Source organism: Microbacterium sp. Z10_103, from assembly GCF_058310455.1.
On record NZ_JBZEGK010000001.1, the window covers coordinates 623,194 to 639,736 of the forward strand.

The following is a 16,543-nucleotide window of genomic DNA, read 5'->3' on the forward strand; positions in this document are numbered from 1 at the left end:
GCCGCGCGCGTGTCCGCGCCCCGCGGTACGCTCCCGCGCATGGACGTAACCGCATACCTCTTGGAGGGTGACCCCGCGATCCGCTGGCAGGTGCTGCACGACCTGGTCGATGCGCCGGCCGACGAGGTCGCCGGTGCTCGCGCGCTGGTGGCGACCGAGGGGTGGGGCGCTCGTCTCCTGGCCGAGCAGGCCGATGACGGCCGGTGGGACGGCGGAACCTACAAGCCCGGCTGGGTCGATGACTCGCGCCCCCACTTCGACGTGTGGACGGCCACGCACTTCTCGCTGCAGACCCTGATGCAGTACGGCCTCGATCCCGGCAGCGACGCGGCGCGCACCGCGATCGACCGGGTGCGCGTCTCTGTGCGCTGGGAGCATGAGGGCGAGCGCTACTTCGACGGCGAGACGGAACCCTGCATCAACGGGATCGCCCTGGCCGTCGGGGCATACTTCGGCCAGGATGCCGCACCCATCGTCGCCACGGTGATCGCCGGACAGCTCCCCGACGGCGGATGGAACTGCTGGGATGAAGACGGCACCAGTCGGTCCTCCTTCCACTCCACCCTGTGCGTGCTGGAGGGCCTGCGCGCGTGGGAGCAGGCGACCGGAGGGTCGGGCGAGCTCCGCGCGGTGCGTCGGCGCGGCGAGGAGTTTCTGCTCGACCGGCGGCTCCTGCGCCGCGCGACGGACGGCGAACTCGTCGACGTGCGCTTCACCCTCGCCTCCGCGGCACCGCGCTGGTACTACGACTACCTGCGCGCTCTGGATTACTTCCGCCTCGCCCGACCCGAGCGCGACGAACGCTGCGCGGAAGCGGTCGAGCTGTTGCGGTCGCGCATGCTGCCCTTCGGCATGTGGAAGGAAGAGAACACGCACCAGGGGCCGCGGCTGTTCGCCGAGGACGCCGAAGCGGAGGGCTTCCCGAGTCGTTGGGTGACGCTGCGCGCATTACGTGTGCTGCGGTGGTGGGACGCCGCCTGAGCCGCGCAGCTCGGAAACGACGGATGCCTCGACCGCCGAAGCAGTCGAGGCATCCGCAGGCCGGCGCGCCGGCACCGGACGGGCCGGGGATCAGACGCGAGCGGCCTCCACCGAGCGGCGGGCGGCGGCCAGTGCCTGGTCGAGGTCGGCCTTGAGGTCGGCGATGTTCTCCAGCCCCAGCGACAGACGTACGAGGCCGGGTGTGACCCCGGCGGTCAGCTGCTGCTCGGGCGTGAGCTGCGAGTGCGTGGTCGACGCCGGGTGGATGACGAGCGAGCGCACGTCACCGATGTTGGCGAGGTGGCTGAAGAGCGTGAGCGAGTTGACGAACTCGCGCCCGGCCTGCACCCCTCCCTTGAGCTCGAAGGAGAGAACCGCGCCGACGCCCTTGGGGGCGTAGCGGTTCGCCGCGGCGTACCAGGGCGACGTGGGAAGGCCCGAGTAGTTGACCGACGCGACATCGTCGCGCGACTCGAGCCACTCGGCGATCTCCTGCGCGTTCTGCACGTGACGCTCGATACGCAGCGACAGGGTTTCGATGCCCTGGATGAGCAGCCAGGCGCTGTTCGGCGAGATGGCGGCGCCGAGGTCGCGGAGCAACTGCACGCGCGCCTTGATGATGTACGCGAGGGAGTCCCCGACAGCCGTGGTGTAGCTGGCGCCGTGGTACGAGGGGTCGGGTTCGGTGAGGCCCGGGAACTTCTCGACGTTCTCCGACCAGGCGAACGAACCGCCGTCGACGATGATGCCGCCGATGACGGTGCCGTGTCCGCCGAGGAACTTCGTCGCCGAGTGGATGACGATGTCGGCGCCGTGCTCGAACGGGCGGATGAGGTAGGGGGTGGCGATCGTGTTGTCCACGATCAGCGGGACGCCCGCGGCGTGCGCGACGTCGGCGACGGTGCGGATGTCGAGGACGTTGATCTTCGGGTTACCGATGGTCTCGGCGAAGAAGAGCTTCGTGTTGGGGCGTACCGCCGCGCGCCACTCCTCGGGGTCGTCCTGGTTCTCGACGAACGTGACCTCGATACCGAGCTTGGCGAGGGTGTACTTGAACAGGTTGTACGTTCCGCCGTAGATCGAGCTCGACGAGACGATGTGGTCTCCCGCCTCAGCGATGTTCAGCACGGCGAACGTCTCCGCTGCTTGACCGCTGGCCACCAGCAGCGCGCCCGTGCCGCCCTCGAGGGCCGCGACGCGCTGCTCGACGACATCCTGGGTGGGGTTCTGGATGCGGGTGTAGATGTTGCCGAACTCGGCCAGCGCGAACAGGTTCGCGGCGTGGTCGGCGTTGTCGAAGACGTACGACGTGGTCTGGTAGATCGGCGTCGCACGAGCCTTGGTCGTGGGGTCGGGCTGGGCGCCCGAGTGGATCTGCTTGGTCTCGAACTGCCAGTTCTCGGGTGCGGACATGTTCGTACTCCTGCGTGTCTCGGGGCAACGGCAGGGCACCATCACCAGGAGCGAGGTTACGAAGGGGAAGCGTCGACGACAAGCGGTGGGAAATGTGACGTAACAACCGCCGGGGTAGCGTGGCGGCATGACACGACGTGCAGTGGTGACCGGCGCGAGCTCCGGGATCGGCGAGGCGACGGCACGGCTGCTGCGCCGTCGCGGTTGGGACGTGGTCGGCGTCGCCCGGCGCGCCGACCGGCTGCAAGCCCTCGAGACGGAGATCGGGATCGTCGGATACGCCGCCGATCTCACGCGCGCCGAGGACGTTGCGGCCCTCGCCGAGTGGCTCGACGAATCCGGGCCGGTGCACGCCCTCGTGCACATCGCCGGGGGAGCGCGCGGTGCCGATGCGGTCGCCGAGGGACTGGCCGAAGACTGGCGGTGGATGTTCGAGGTCAACGTGGTCTCGGCGCAGATGCTCGTTTCGGCGCTCCTGCCCTTGCTGCGGCGAGCCGCATCCGCCGATGGATACGCAGACACGCTCTTCGTCACGTCGACGGCGGCGCAGACGGCGTACGCGGGCGGCGGGGGGTACAACGCTGCGAAGGCGGGTGAGGCGATGCTCGCCAGCGCCCTGCGCCTCGAGCTGAACGGCGAACCGATCCGCGTGACGCAGATCGCGCCGGGGATGGTCTACACCGAGGAGTTCTCGGTGAACCGTCTGCGCGGCGACCGCGATGCTGCCGAGAGCATCTACGACGACGTCGAGAACCCGCTCACCGCGGACGACGTCGCGGACGTCATCGCCTATGCACTGGACGCTCCGGGGCACGTCAACCTCGACCTCGTGACCATGCGCCCCGTCGCCCAATCGGCCCAGCACCTGCTCGCCCGAGGCCCCCTCCGCCCCCGCTGACCCCCCGCCCCGCCCCCTGGCGCGTGATGTCTCACGTCGGCAGGTTTCGGCGCCTCGGAAGCTGCAGAGGTGAGACATGGCCGGCGGAGGTTCAGAGCACCTGAGCCTGACCTGCCGCGGCATCCGCCTCTTCGGCGTCCGTGTCGGCGAAGGCCACCTTCGGGACGAAGAGAAGCAGGAGCGCGGCGAGGAATCCGCCCGCCGCGCACACGATCCACACCGTGAGGTAACCGACCAGCGGCGCCGCCGTGGATGCGACGGCCGCGCCGGCCGCGCCGGCGAGCACCACGCCGAACACGGCCGACGCGAACGTGCCGCCGATCGTCTTTGTCGTGTTGGTCAGCGCCGACGAGATCCCCGTCTGCCCGCGCGGAGCGGCGGCCGCGGCGGCGGCGGGCATCGCGGCCACCAGCGCGCCCGACCCGATCCCGGCGATGGAGAGATTGAGCAGAACCTGCCACAGTTCGATGTGGAACGGGACGAACAGCGTGTACCCCACGCCCACCAGGACGGCGGCGCCGATCAGCATGAACCGGGGATTCGCGCGCCGTGATGTGAGCGCGAACAGCACGGCGCCGACGATCAGCGACACGAGGTAGACGCCGATGACGTTGGAGCGATCCGTCGCATCCAGGCCCAGCCCGTATCCGAGCGATGAATCGGTTCCCGCATACGTGGCGAGCGGACCCTGCGCCCCCAGCAGGCTGATGCCCACGAGGAATGCCGTGGCCTGTACCGGCCACATCTGCGACCGGACGAGCACACGGATGTCGATCGCGGGATCGGACTGGCGCAATTCGTACCAGACGAAAACCGCGAAGGCGGCGACGCCGGCGAGGACCAGAGCGGCCACGACGCCGATCCCGGGTCCGTCCGGCACACGCAGGAACGACAGCCCGCCGGTGACCAGAAGCAGAGCGAACGCGAGGATGACGAATCCGCCCAGATCGAGGCGACGTCCCGGCACCGGCTCCGACTCGGGCACGCCCAGCCAGATGACCAGCGACACGAGCGTGACGGCGATCGCGGGGATCATCAGGGTCAGCTGCAGGTTCTCGCTGGATGCGGCGAACAGGCGCCCCGCGGCGAGGGCGCCGATGATCGCTCCGGCCTCCAGCCCCACCACGAGGAGGCCGGCCGCGCGACGTGTCTGGGAGACACCGCGGGACTGGCGGCGTCCGCGCTCGAAGATGAGCGCGATCTCCAGCGGCAGCCACACGACGTAGAACCCCTGCAGCGACCACGCGAGCAGGAACGTCCAGAAGTTGTCGGCGAAGACGAGCCCCCAGCTCGCGCCCGCGGTGAGCAGCGCGGAGATCAGCAGGATCTTCTTGTGCCCGAACATGTCGCCGAGCTTCGCCAGGATCGGCAGGACGAGGGCCGACAGCAGGAGCTGCCCGGCCTCGAACCAGTTCACATCGGCGTCGTGGATGCCGAGGGCGATGACGATGTCGCTGAACAGGGGAACGTAGTAGCCCTGCAGGATGCCGCTGACCAGCTCGACAACGATGAACCAGCCGATGAGCCCCGCGGTGACGCCCAGCCCGGAGCGGCGCACGGCCGCAGACGTGGAAGCTCGGGTCACGCGCCGAGGATACACCGCGCCTCGCGGGGCGCCCGGCGACGGCTCCGCACGACACTCCGGGGATTCGTGGGGGGGCTCGCGACCGCAGGCAGCGTGTCGGCACCGGGAGGCCGAGGCATCGGGAATGACGTGCGCCTCCCCGGACCTAGAGTTGAAACACAGCAGCACCGGGAGGGCATGTGGGCGAGGTCAGCGGAGAGCACGAGATCCTGACGTGGGACCAGTTCGGAGAGGCATCGCGCGATCTGGCTCGCGCCATCCTCGCGGACGGGTTCGTACCGGAGGTGGTCGTGGCGATCGCGCGCGGCGGGCTTCTGCCGGCCGGCGCCATTGCTTACGGCCTGGGGGTCAAGAACTGCGGGGCACTCAACGTCGAGTTCTACACCGGCATCGGGACGGTGCTGGATGCTCCGGAGGTGATCCCTCCGGCGTTGGACATCGATTACCTCGAAGGCCGTCGCGTGCTGCTCGTGGACGACGTCGCCGACAGCGGCCGGACCCTGGCGCTCGCCGTGAAGCTGCTGCGCGACCGCGGCGCCGACATGCGCTCCGTCGTGATCTACACCAAGCCCACGACCATCATGCGGCCGGACTACGCGTGGAAGGACACCCCGCTGTGGATCGATTTCCCGTGGTCGGCCCGCGGGTCGGTGCTCGATGAGGCCGTCGGGGCCTGAGGTGGCGATGAGCCTCGCCGAACTCGCTGAGGCGGGGCTCGTGGATGCAGGCTGGGCGGCGGCGCTCGAACCGGTTGCGCCGCAGATTGCGGCTCTCGGCGACCGGCTCCGCGCCGAGGTCGCCGCCGGGCGCAGCTACCTTCCGGCGGGCGAGCGCGTGCTGCGGGCTTTTCAGCGTCCGCTCGCCGACGTCAAGGTCCTGATCGTCGGGCAGGACCCGTACCCCACGCCGGGGCATCCGATCGGTCTGTCGTTCGCCGTCGACGCGCACGTCCGTCCCCTCCCGCGGAGTCTGACGAACATCTACACGGAACTGCAGGCAGACCTCGGCATCGCGCCCGCGGGCCATGGCGACCTGTCGGCCTGGAGCGATCAGGGGGTGATGCTCCTCAACCGCGTCCTCACCGTCGCACCCGGGGCGTCTGCGTCCCACCGCGGGTGGGGGTGGGAGAGCGTCACCGAACACGCCATCCGCACTCTCATCGAGCGCGACGCCCCCCTCGTCGCGATCCTGTGGGGACGGGATGCGGCGAACCTGCGGCCGATGCTCGGGAAGACGCCGATCGTCGAGTCGGCGCATCCCTCGCCCCTGTCGGCGAGCCGCGGGTTCTTCGGCTCGCGCCCGTTCTCGCGCGCGAACGCGTTGCTCGAAGCCCAGGGTGCTGCTCCGGTGGACTGGCGCGTGCCCGCGGCGTGACCGCCGCCGCTCAAGCGAGAAACCACAATGCGGGCGAGACATAACGCCGCGCGTGGTTTCTCGTCCCGAACGTCGTTTCTCGAGGCAGGAGCGGGCGGGAGCGACGGGGGGGGACGCGGGCGGCGGGCTAGAGTGGCAGCCGTGCTGGAGGACGAGTACGACAAGAGCCGCCGCCGTCTTCCGCGGCACCTGCGGCCCGCGCCGAAGCCCGAGACGCCGTTCGCGTACACGATCCGCGCGGCCGAGGAACGGGACATCCCGCACATCCGCGAGATCTACAACTACTACGTGACGAACTCCGTGGTGACCTTCGACGAGAAGCCGTGGAAGGTCGGCGCCTGGCGAGAGAAATTCGGGCACCTCGCGAAGCTCGGGATGCCGTTCCTCGTCGCGGAAAGCCCGTCCGGTCAGATCCTCGGGTACGCACTGGTGCAGCCGTGGAAGTCGAAGTCGGCCTACCGCTACACGGTGGAGGACTCCATCTACCTCGGGCAGGCCGCCGCCGGGAAGGGGCTGGGGTCGGCCCTCCTCTCAGCCCTCCTCGACGCGTGTCAGGATGCCGGCATCCGCGAGGTCGTGGCGGCGATCAGCGACAAGGGGGCCGACGCGTCCATCCGCCTGCACGAGAAGTACGGATTCACCGAAGTGGGCCGGATGGGTCGGGTCGGCTTCAAGTTCAACCGCTGGCTGGGCGTCATCTACCTGCAGAAGAGCATCCCCAAGCGCAAGAAGCGATCGCTCCTGGGCGGCTGAGGTCAGGATGCGGCGGCCCGCACCGCATCCACGAGTTCGCGCCACGGGCCGTCCAGTCGGGCGTCGGGCAGCTCCGCCTCGTGGAGGGGAGTGGGACCGTCCTCGACGCGGATGATCCAGACGTATCGGTCGGCTCCGGCAGACCCGCCTCCGGCGTCGTCCCACGGGCAGCGGTCGACCAGCGTCCGCCAGCGCGGGGTGTCATCCGGCGCCGGCTCGGCGCGCCACTGGCGCCGCCTCCCGGCGATCCCGCCGGAGCGGATGACGGTGATCACGACCATGCGCGTCTCGCCCCCGTGGGGCGGGTCGGCGCGGCCGTCCGCACCGTCGTGGGCGCGCGATCCGTCGTCAGGTTGCGGGTGATCCATCCTCGATGACGCCGACGCCCACCCATCCGTCGTGGACCGCGGCGACCTCCTCCGAGTTCTCACCGTACTCCGACGCCGCGGCGTCGAGCGTGGCGCGCGCGAAGCCGGCGAAGTCGATCGTGGCGCTCAGCCCGTCGGTGAGTGTGCGGTACCAGATGCGCCCGGCACGCTCCCAGGCGTTGCCACCCAGCCTCGCCGCCGTGAGGGAGAACGCGCGATTGGGGATGCCGGAGTTGATGTGCACTCCGCCGTTGTCCTCCGCGGTGTCGACGTAATCGCGCATGTGCCCCGGCTGGGGGTCGCGGCCGAGGACGTCGTCGTCGTAGGCGGTGCCGGGGTCTTTGACCGACCGGAGCGCGACCCCCTCCACCGCATCCGTGAAGATCCCCGCTCCCACGAGCCACGACGCCTCGTCGGCGGTCTGGCCCGCCGCATGCTGTTCGGCCAGCACGCCGAACACGTCGGACAGCGATTCGTTGAGCGCACCGGACTGCCCCTGATACTCCAAGCCGCCCTCCGCCTCGGTCACACCGTGGGCCAGTTCGTGCGCGATCACCGAGAGCGAGCGGGTGAACCCCGTGAACACCTCGCCGTCGCCGTCGCCGAACACCATGCGCTCGCCGTCCCAGAAGGCGTTGTCGTACTCGATGCCGTAGTGGACGGTGGCGAGCAGGGATCCTCCGGCGCCGTCGATGGCGTTGCGGGCGAAGGCATCCCAGAAGAAGTCGAAGGTCGCACCGAGGCCGTCGAACGCCTCGTCCGCCGCAGCATCCCCCGTCGCAGGGTCGTCCTCGCCGCGCACACGCACTCCGGGGAGCTGTTCCCGGTTCTGCGCGTCGGAGATCACCCGGTCGGGGGCGGGGGAGGTCTCGGCCACCAGGATGCCGGACTCCTCGATCGACAGCCGCAGCCGGGTGCGCCCGCGCGGCGGACGTGGGAGCGCGAGGGTGCGCGCGGCCGCGGCGGCGGCACGGGCGAAGTGCGGTTCGCCCGAAGACGCGATGCGGGTCAGCAGATACGGCGGGACGATACCGGGGGTCATGACCCGACCCTACGACCGACCCCCGACTCCGTCGCGTTCGCGAAACGCGGGCTTTCGGCCGAGGCGCGGGTTCTTCGGACGCGATTGCCCGCGTGCGGGCCCATTGCCCTCCGGCCGGTTGGCGCGCTACGTCCGGATGCGGGGGATCGAGGCGAGGAGCGAGCGGGTGTAGGAGGCTTGCGGTTGCAGCAGGACCTTCTCGGTGGGGCCCTCCTCGACGATGCGACCGTCCTTCATCACCACGACCTGGTCGCACAGGTTCTGCACGACCCCGATGTCGTGGCTCACCATCAGGAGCGTCAGCCCCGTCCGCGCACGCAGGTCGCCGAGGAGCCGCAGGATCTGCGCGCGCACCGTGACATCGAGGGCCGACAGCGGCTCGTCGCCGACCAGCAGCCGCGGCCGATGCACGATCGCCCGCGCGATCGCGATGCGCTGCCGCTGGCCGCCGGAGAACTCGTGCGGATACCGCTCGGCCATCCCGGCTTCCAGCCCGACCTCTTCGAGCACTTCGCGCACCCGGGCGCGGCGGTCACCGGGAATGTCCAGCGCCCACAGCGGTTCACCCACGATCCGGCCGATGCTCATCCGCGGATCCAGCGACGCATAGGGATCCTGGAAGACGATTCCGGTATCGCGGCGCAACCAGTGCAGCGACCGGGCGCTGCGGCCTGCCTCGACGGCGCGCCCGTCGAAGTGGACGGTGCCCGCGGTGGGAACATCCAGCGCGAGGAGCAGGCGCATCAGGGTGGTCTTCCCCGAGCCGGATTCTCCGATGACTCCGACCGAGGAGCCGGCGTCGACATCGAGATCGGCGTCATCCAGCGCCGTGGTCACCGTGCGAGCGGCGAACAAGGTCCGGCGCGGCGCGACGAAGCGGCGGGTCAGCCCCCGCGCCCGCAGGAGCGTTTCGCTCATGCGCCCGCCCCCCGGTGGCCGTTCTCGGGATGCCACAGCGTGGCCGTGGCATCGCGCAGGAGAGCCTGTGTGATCGGGCTCGCCGGGGCTGTCAGCAGCTGCGTGAGCGGTCCCGATTCGACCACGCGACCGTGCTCGAGCACGACGGCGTCGGTGGCGACCTCGCTGAGCACCGCCAGATCGTGCGTGATGAACACCAGCGACATGCCGGCCTGGGCCGTGAGCGACCCGAGCAGGTGCAGTATCCCGGCCTGGATGGTGACATCCAGCGCCGTCGTCGGCTCGTCGGCGATGAGAAGCCGCGGGCCGCAGGCGAGAGCCATGGCGATCGCAACCCGCTGACGCTGCCCGCCGGAGATCTGGTGCGGATAGCGCGCCACGATGCTCTGCGGGTCGGGGAGGGCCACACGCTCCGCCTCGGCGATCGCCCGGCGCCGCGACTCGGCGCGGGAAACGCGTTCGTGGATGCGGATGGACTCGGCGATCTGGCGGCCGACGGTGCGGATCGGGTTCAGAGCCGTCGCCGGCTCCTGGAACACGATGCCGATCTCGTTCCCACGGAGGTGCGCGAGCTCGCGGTCGGGAAGGCCGAGGATCTCGCGGTCATCCCAGCGGACGCTGCCGGTCGCGCGGGCCCCGTCGGGCAGGAGCCCCAGGATCGCGAGGGCGGTGAGCGACTTGCCGGAGCCGGATTCTCCGATGAGCCCCAGCCGCGCACCGTCCGGGACGTCGAAGGAGATGCCGTCCACGACACGGCGGCCGCCGATCTCGATGGCGAGGTCGCGGACTTCGAGGCTCATGCCACCACCTCCGGCACGTGGATGCGCGCAGTGGGGGAGCGTTGGGAGAGCGTGGGATCGGTGGCCTCACGCAGCCCGTCGCCGAGGAGGTTCAGCCCCAGGACCGTGAGCGTGATGGCCAGCCCCGGCCACACGACCGACAGCGGATGCACCGTGATGTACCGCTGCAGATCGGCCAGGAGTACGCCCCACGACGGCTCCGTCACGGGAGCGCCGAACCCGAGGTAGGACAGGCCCGCCTCGGCCAGCACCGCCACCGCCATGCCCCACGACAACTGCACGATGAACACCGGAGCGACGTTGGGGAGCAGGTGCCGCCAGAGGTTCTGGGCGGGGGTCAGGCCGCTCGCGCGTCCGGCGAGCACGAAGTCGCTGTGCAACACCCGGCGAAGCTCCGGGCGGGTGACGCGCGCGATGTTGACGCCGAACCCGATGCCCACGGCCCAGATCACGACCCACAGCGACCCGCCCCACACCGCGGAGATCATCATGGCGATGATGAGCACGGGGAAGGCGATGAGGATGTCGACGAGCACCGCAACGCTCTCGCGCACCCAGCGTCGGGTCAGGGCGCCCAGGGCGGCGAGGAAGAGGCCCAGGAGGGTCGCGATGACGCCGGCGCCGACGGCCACCACGATGGTCGTGCGCGCCCCGGCCATGAGAAGGCTCAGGATGTCGCGACCCAGGTTGTCCGTGCCCAGCAGATTCGGCCACCCGGGCGGCGCCCAGGCATCGCCGAGCTCGACCCGCTGCGGGGGGAAGGGGGTCCAGAACGCTGCCACGACCGCCGTGATCAGGATGACGGCCACCACCACAAGCCCGAAACGCCCGGTTCCCAGTGCCCACAGTCGCCCGAGCCACGCCATCCGTCCACGCCCGTTCATGCGCTGTCCCGCTGGCGGGGGTCGACGGCGCGGTGAAGGAGATCGACGAGGAATCCGATCATGAGCACGAATCCCGTCAGCACGAGCAGCTCGCCCTGCACCTTGGGGAGGTCGCGAGCGCCGACATCGGTCACCAGCATCCGCCCGATCCCGGGCAGGGTGAACAGCTGCTCGATGACGACCGCGCCGACGAGGATGCCCGCGATCTGCAGGCCCAGGACGGTGACCACCGACAACGCCACGTTGGGGAGCCCGTGCCGGATCAGCGCCTGAGCGCGGGTGAGGCCTTTGGCCGCTGCGGTCCGGACGTAGTCCTGGCCGATCGCCTGCAGCGTCGCGCTGCGCAGGAACCGCAACAGCATCGCGCCCTCGACGATGCCGATCGTCAGCGCCGGCAGCACGAGGGCGCGGATCGCCGCTCCGGGGTCGCCCCACCCCGCGCGCGGGAAGCCCTGCGCGGGAAGCCATCCGAGCCAGACCGCGAAGACGACCACCAGCATCATCCCCGCCCAGACGACGGGGACGGCGGCCAGAGCCTGCGCGATCACGCTCATCCCGGTGCCGTCGGGACGTCCGCGACGAACGGCGGACAGGACGCCCAGGGGCACCGCGATGAGCACGGCGATGACGAGCGAGAGGATGCCGAGGGGCACGGTCACACGGGCCTTGTCGGCCAGTTCGCTCATCACGGACGCGCCCGAGAGCAGCGACGAACCGAGGTCCCCCCGGAAGATCCCGCCGATCCATTCGACGTACTGAAGGGGCAGCGGCACATCGAGGCCCAGACGCTCTCGGATCGCGGCGACCTGCTCCGGTGACGAATCGGTCCCGGCGATCAGTTGCGCGACGTCACCCGGAAGGACCCGCAGCGAAACGAAAATGAGCACGCTGGCCACGACGAGCCCGACGATCAGCAGGGCCAGCCGGGTCAGCGCATACCGGATCACTCCGAAGAGACTGTCACACCGGCGAGGTCGATGCGGGAGTTGATGGAGTCCTCCGGGAACCCGGACACCCCGGCGCCGACCGCCGTGACCGTCGCGCCGGTGTACAGCCAGTCAGCGGCATGGTCCTCCGACACGAGGCGTGCGGCTTCGGCCAGAAGCGCGGCCGACTCCTCCGCATCCACCGTGCTGAGGGCTTGCGCGTACAGCGCCTGCACGTCGGGGTTGTTGTAACCGAAGTAGTATTCCGGATCGGCGAAGTTGCCGAGGTCCCGCGGCTCGACGTGCAGCACGAAGCTGAGGTCGTAGTCATGGTTGGTGTAGACGTCCTGCAGCCAGGTCGGGAACTCCACCGACTCCACCTCGAGGGTGACGCCGATCTCGTCGAAGTCCGAGACGAGCACCTGCGGCACCGTGGTCCCGTAGAACGACGGGATGGTGAGGGTGAGATCGAGGTCGTCGACCCCGGCCTCCTCGAGGAGTTCGACCGCCCGCGCCGGGTCGTACGGTGCGACGTCCGACAGGTCTTCGTACCCGGGGTCGAGGGCCGGGATGGGGCCGTACTGCGTTTCGCCCGCACCCAGGGCCTCCACGAGCGCCTCGTGGTCGATGGCGAGACGCAGCGCTTCGCGCACCCGCACATCGTCCAGCGGAGCACGCGTGTTGTTGAAGGCGAGCGTGCCCTTGTCGGTGGTCTGCCCCGTCGTGAGGGTGAACTCCGTGCCCTCCAACTGCGCAGCGAGGTCGGGCTGCACGGCGGTCAGCACGTCGAGCGAACCGTCGAGCGCCGCGTTCACTCCGGCTGTGAAGTCGGGGATGTACTGCAGCACCACCTCGGCGACGCCGGCCGGGTCGCCCCAGTACGCGTCATTGCGGGCGAGCTCGATGCTCTCGCCCTGGTTCCAGGCCGTCAGCGTGAACGGGCCGGTACCGTTGGCGGCGGTCTGCAGGTCGGTGGTGTCACCCGTCTTGAACACCAGGCCGCCAGGACCGGTCAGGGAGAACAGGAAGTTCTGGTCCGGCTGGGTGAGCGTGATGACGACGGTGGAGTCGTCGGCCGCGGTGATCGAGGCGACGCCGGCGAATTCCGCGTTCCCGGCGATCTCCGGATCATCCTTCACCTGCGTGAGCGAGGTCACGACGTCATCGACGGTGAGCGCGGTGCCGTCGTGGAAGGTCACCCCCTCGTTGAGGGTGAAGGTGTAGGTGAGGCCGTCGTCGGAGACGGTGTACTCGCTGGCAAGCGATTCCACGATCTCGTTCTCCTGCGTGCGCGTCACCAGGCCCTCGTAGACGTTGTCGATGAGGATCTGTTCGAGCGCCGCACCGCTGGTGCGGCGGATGTCGAGGTTGGTCGGCTCCAGCACCAGGCCGACGGTGAGCGTGGCATTCGGGTCGGGGTCGCCGGCCGATGAGCTGGACGGGGCGGTGCCTCCGCCTCCGGCGCAGGACGCCAGCGCGAGCGTTCCGGCAAGCAGGAGGGCGGACGCGGCGAGGGCGGTGCGTCGTGGCATGGGTAATCCTTTCGCAGGCCAGCGGCGCCATCGATGATGTCGGACGCCGCTGGAGGCAACTCGGTGCTATCAGCCTATTGCGGGCTCTTCCGCCGGGGTCGTTGTATTACCCAACGCCAGCGGACTGGTCATTCTTCCCCGGGCCGGGCGAGGTCCCGCAGGAGCTGTCCGAGAGCCAGCGGTGCGTCCTCTTGGAGGTTGTGTCCACCGTCGAGTGTCACCACACGCGCCGCAGGGATGCGGCGCACGAACTCGTCGGCATCGGCCGGGGTCACGTAGCCGCGCTCGCCGCGGACGAGCGTGATCGGCGCGGACACGGCGGCGAGGTCTTCCCATCCCGTTGCCGACAGGAGGGTACTCACGGCGTCATCGGATGCGGGTGCCGCCGCGCTCGCGTTGGCCGCGGCCGCGGCCAGGTGCGCGAAGTGATGTTTCCACTCCACGCGACCGTCGGGCCGCACGCGCGAGTTGAGGTACACCCCGCGTTCGGCCGTTCGGCGTGACCCGCCGCCCAGACCGAAGGACAGCGCCCGGTCGACGAGCTCGTCGCGCGAGGCCCAGTCGGTCGGCCCGGCGAAGAACGACCGGATCTGCGTCGGCCCGGCGTCCGGGTCGACGCCCGGCGTGATGTCGACGATGACGAGCTGCCCGACCGAGTCGGGGCGCGCAGCGGCGACCGGGGCTGCGGTGAGTCCGCCGAGCGATTGCCCGACGAGGAGCTGCGGCCGGTCGGTCCATGCGTCGAGCGCGGTGACGACATCGGGCGCGAGGACGCGGCCCGCGTAGGCCGCGTCGGTGCGCCACGACGAGTCGCCGTGTCCCGGGAGGTCGAGCGCGAGAGCGGGGAGGCCGAGCGCGAGCACGGTGGTGTCCCACGTGTGGGCGTTCAGCCCTGCGCCGTGCAGGAAGGTCACCCGGGGTGGGGCATCCCCGTACCGCAGGGCGCTGAGCGTGCGCCCGTCGTCAAGCGTCAGGGCGAGTCGCTCCACCCGGGGGAGGGGGCCCGGGATCGCGTTGTCGGCCGCCTGGGCAGGCAGGAACGAGAACTCGTCGAACACATCGGTGGATTCGGTCACGCAGCATCCTTCGGGCCAGAGGTCTGGGCACCATTGTGGTACCCGCTCCGAGCGGGCGCGCGCACATTACCCTGGATGCATGAGCGAAGAGGAGCGGGTGCATCTGTCGCGCTCGGCCCCGAAGGCGTACCTCGCGCTGTCGGGTGTAGCGAAGACGGCGGGATACTTGGCGGCCGAGGCGGGCATCGACCCAGCGCTGAAGGAGCTCGTCCAGATCCACGCATCGCAACTGAACAAGTGCGCCTACTGCGTCCGCATCCACTTCGATCGGGCCGTCGAGGCGGGTGTCTCGCCGGACACCATCTCGCAGATCCCGGTGTGGCGTGAATCGGGCGTCTTCTCCGAGCGGGAGCGTGCCGCGCTCGAACTCGCGGAGTCGTTCACGCTCATCTCACAGGCCGGGATTCCCGACGAGGTGTACGACCGGGTGGGCGGCATCTTCACCGAGGAGGAGTATGTCGCCCTCAGCTGGGTGCTCATCTCCATCAACGCGTTCAACCGGGTCGCGACCGCCGGGCGCTACGCGGTGCCGCGGCTCGAGGACCGCACGCCATGACGGAGGGGCAGTCGCTCGTCTCCGGCTCCATGAACTTCCGCGATGTGGGCGGCCTCCCCGCGGGCAGGGGCCGCACCCGCTCCGGGGTGCTCTACCGCTCGGGTAATCTCGCGCACGTGGATGACGCCGGCTTCGAGGCTCTCCGCGGGCTGGGTCTTCGCCGCGTGATCGATCTCCGCGACGACGAGGAGGTGCGCTGGGCGCCGAGCCGCCTCGACGGACTCGACCTCGTGACCCAGCGTGTGCCGCTGTTCCTCGGATCCGTCACGTCGTTCTTCGAGGACGACGTGAGCCTCCCGGGGCTGTACTCGAGCCTCATCGAGGACTCCTCGGATCAGGTGGTCGAGGTCGTGCGAGGCGTGCTGAACGACCAGCCCGTGCTCGTGCATTGCACGGTCGGCAAGGATCGCACCGGTGTGACGGTCGCGCTCACCCTGGCGGCGGCCGGCGTCGACACCGACGCGATCGTCGCGGACTATGCGCGGACGGAGGCGCTTCTCCCGGCGTCCCGCAACCGGGACGTCGTCGCGCGGCTCCGGGCGATGCATCCCGAGGCCATACATCTCGAAGACTTGGCGACTCGCTCGCCCGCTCCGGTCATGCGGGAGCTCCTGGGACAGCTGGATGCGGTGTTCGGCTCGCCCACGGACTACCTGCGCGCGCACGGACTCGCTGAGGACGAGATCGCGGAGCTGCGTCGCATCCTCGTCATCGAGGGCTGAGTTCGTTACCCGAGCAACGACTGCGAGTTGGTGGAGGCAAGGTTAGGCAACCCTTTGCTTCGGTTATAGTGATGTTGCCATGTCTGCCTCCCTCGAACACAACCCGACTGTCTGCCGCGCGTCGCGTCACACGCGCGTGCAGCACCTGGTGACCGCGGACGAGAACTCGCTCGCGGAGCTGGAGGCGCTTCTCGCGACGCTGCCGATCTGCTCGACCGGCCGCGTCTTCGTGGAGGTTCCCGACGAGTCCTGGGTCGGTGCCGTCTCCGCGCCGGCACGCATGACCGTGACGTGGCTCGACCGCTCACGCCGCAGCGGCGCCCCCGGCACGAGCCGTGGCTGCGCGGCAGGGGAGGCCCTCGCCCGGGCCGTCTCCGGTTGGGCGGGCGAAATGCTCGGCTCCGAAGACGACGCCACGCGCGTGATCCTCCTGGGTGGTTATCTCGGCACGGCCGAGATCGTCGATGAGCTCGTCGAGCGCCGCGGGGTGGCGTCGGACTCGATCCACACGCCCGAGCGCTTCGGCCTCGCCACCGCCCGCTGACCCGCGGGTCGCCCCCGGCCCTTCCCCTCGGAAATCGAGGAGATCTCGCGGATCGAGGACGCCAGCGCCTCCGGCAGTCCTCGATTTCCGAGATCTCCTCGTTCCGCTCACCGGGCTGAGCCCCTGACGGCACTCGAGCGCCCCTTCCCCCGGACGCTGAGCGAGCGTCCG

Annotated in this window: 18 protein-coding genes; 8 read left to right on the plus strand and 10 right to left on the minus strand. The window is 70.0% G+C overall.

The window, feature by feature from the left end; translation table 11 throughout:
* Positions 1-39 precede the first annotated feature (39 nt).
* Entirely contained in the window at positions 40-981 is a 942-nt protein-coding gene (locus AC4FS2_RS02755; RefSeq protein ID WP_491153721.1) for a hypothetical protein, read from the plus strand.
* A 90-nt stretch (positions 982-1,071) separates the two neighbouring features.
* Here the strand turns inward: AC4FS2_RS02755 and AC4FS2_RS02760 are convergent, their stop codons facing one another.
* The gene (locus AC4FS2_RS02760; protein WP_491153720.1) at positions 1,072-2,394 is read right to left on the minus strand and encodes a bifunctional o-acetylhomoserine/o-acetylserine sulfhydrylase; all 1,323 of its coding nucleotides are present in this window, start codon (positions 2,392-2,394) and stop codon (positions 1,072-1,074) included.
* 127 nt (positions 2,395-2,521) lie between these two features.
* Here AC4FS2_RS02760 and AC4FS2_RS02765 point away from each other — a divergent pair, with 127 nt between their 5' ends.
* Positions 2,522-3,292: an SDR family oxidoreductase gene (locus AC4FS2_RS02765; protein WP_491153718.1), complete on the plus strand. Its 771-nt coding sequence runs from the start codon at positions 2,522-2,524 to the stop codon at positions 3,290-3,292.
* A gap of 91 nt (positions 3,293-3,383) precedes the next feature.
* Here AC4FS2_RS02765 and AC4FS2_RS02770 read toward each other — a convergent pair whose 3' ends face one another.
* Positions 3,384-4,877, minus strand: a complete 1,494-nt coding sequence (locus AC4FS2_RS02770; protein WP_491176356.1) for an MFS transporter — start codon at positions 4,875-4,877, stop codon at positions 3,384-3,386.
* A 179-nt stretch (positions 4,878-5,056) separates the two neighbouring features.
* Between AC4FS2_RS02770 and AC4FS2_RS02775 the strand changes: the two genes are divergently transcribed.
* The 3 genes from AC4FS2_RS02775 (at position 5,057) to AC4FS2_RS02785 (ending at position 7,004) form a co-directional block, all read left to right on the plus strand.
* Complete coding sequence (locus AC4FS2_RS02775; RefSeq protein ID WP_491153716.1) at positions 5,057-5,554, plus strand: phosphoribosyltransferase; 498 nt, start codon at positions 5,057-5,059, stop codon at positions 5,552-5,554.
* A 1-nt stretch (position 5,555) separates the two neighbouring features.
* A complete protein-coding gene (locus tag AC4FS2_RS02780; protein ID WP_491153714.1) occupies positions 5,556-6,251 on the plus strand; it encodes a uracil-DNA glycosylase in 696 nt (231 codons plus the stop codon).
* Between the two features lie 141 nt (positions 6,252-6,392).
* Positions 6,393-7,004 (plus strand): GNAT family N-acetyltransferase, encoded by a 612-nt coding sequence (locus AC4FS2_RS02785; protein WP_491153712.1) that lies wholly within the window; start codon positions 6,393-6,395, stop codon positions 7,002-7,004.
* Positions 7,005-7,006: 2 nt separating this feature from the next.
* On the opposite strand, the gene AC4FS2_RS02790 is transcribed toward AC4FS2_RS02785, so the two are convergent.
* The 8 genes from AC4FS2_RS02790 to AC4FS2_RS02825 form a co-directional block, all read right to left on the minus strand.
* Complete coding sequence (locus tag AC4FS2_RS02790; protein WP_491153710.1) at positions 7,007-7,372, minus strand: protealysin inhibitor emfourin; 366 nt, start codon at positions 7,370-7,372, stop codon at positions 7,007-7,009.
* The gene (locus AC4FS2_RS02795) at positions 7,353-8,414 is read right to left on the minus strand and encodes a M4 family metallopeptidase (RefSeq protein WP_491153708.1); all 1,062 of its coding nucleotides are present in this window, start codon (positions 8,412-8,414) and stop codon (positions 7,353-7,355) included. Before AC4FS2_RS02795 ends, AC4FS2_RS02790 begins: the two co-directional genes overlap by 20 nt.
* A gap of 126 nt (positions 8,415-8,540) precedes the next feature.
* Positions 8,541-9,332 (minus strand): ATP-binding cassette domain-containing protein, encoded by a 792-nt coding sequence (locus AC4FS2_RS02800; protein ID WP_491153706.1) that lies wholly within the window; start codon positions 9,330-9,332, stop codon positions 8,541-8,543.
* Positions 9,329-10,132, minus strand: a complete 804-nt coding sequence (locus AC4FS2_RS02805) for an ATP-binding cassette domain-containing protein (protein WP_491153704.1) — start codon at positions 10,130-10,132, stop codon at positions 9,329-9,331. Before AC4FS2_RS02805 ends, AC4FS2_RS02800 begins: the two co-directional genes overlap by 4 nt.
* Positions 10,129-11,016 carry an ABC transporter permease gene (locus AC4FS2_RS02810; RefSeq protein ID WP_491153702.1) on the minus strand — a complete coding sequence of 296 codons (888 nt, stop codon included), beginning with the start codon at positions 11,014-11,016 and terminating at the stop codon, positions 10,129-10,131. The genes AC4FS2_RS02805 and AC4FS2_RS02810 overlap by 4 nt, the downstream gene beginning before the upstream one ends.
* Complete coding sequence (locus tag AC4FS2_RS02815) at positions 11,013-11,963, minus strand: ABC transporter permease (protein ID WP_491153700.1); 951 nt, start codon at positions 11,961-11,963, stop codon at positions 11,013-11,015. The genes AC4FS2_RS02810 and AC4FS2_RS02815 overlap by 4 nt, the downstream gene beginning before the upstream one ends.
* Positions 11,960-13,474: an ABC transporter substrate-binding protein gene (locus AC4FS2_RS02820; protein ID WP_491153698.1), complete on the minus strand. Its 1,515-nt coding sequence runs from the start codon at positions 13,472-13,474 to the stop codon at positions 11,960-11,962. The genes AC4FS2_RS02815 and AC4FS2_RS02820 overlap by 4 nt, the downstream gene beginning before the upstream one ends.
* 128 nt (positions 13,475-13,602) lie before the next feature.
* Entirely contained in the window at positions 13,603-14,550 is a 948-nt protein-coding gene (locus AC4FS2_RS02825; protein ID WP_491153696.1) for an alpha/beta fold hydrolase, read from the minus strand.
* A gap of 79 nt (positions 14,551-14,629) precedes the next feature.
* On the opposite strand from AC4FS2_RS02825, the gene AC4FS2_RS02830 reads away from it, so the two are divergent.
* The 3 genes from AC4FS2_RS02830 (at position 14,630) to AC4FS2_RS02840 (ending at position 16,372) form a co-directional block, all read left to right on the plus strand.
* Positions 14,630-15,106: a carboxymuconolactone decarboxylase family protein gene (locus AC4FS2_RS02830; RefSeq protein WP_491153694.1), complete on the plus strand. Its 477-nt coding sequence runs from the start codon at positions 14,630-14,632 to the stop codon at positions 15,104-15,106.
* Positions 15,103-15,828: a tyrosine-protein phosphatase gene (locus tag AC4FS2_RS02835; RefSeq protein ID WP_491153693.1), complete on the plus strand. Its 726-nt coding sequence runs from the start codon at positions 15,103-15,105 to the stop codon at positions 15,826-15,828. Before AC4FS2_RS02830 ends, AC4FS2_RS02835 begins: the two co-directional genes overlap by 4 nt.
* Positions 15,829-15,907: 79 nt before the next feature.
* Positions 15,908-16,372 (plus strand): SIP domain-containing protein, encoded by a 465-nt coding sequence (locus AC4FS2_RS02840; RefSeq protein WP_491153691.1) that lies wholly within the window; start codon positions 15,908-15,910, stop codon positions 16,370-16,372.
* The last annotated feature ends 171 nt before the right edge of the window (positions 16,373-16,543 follow it).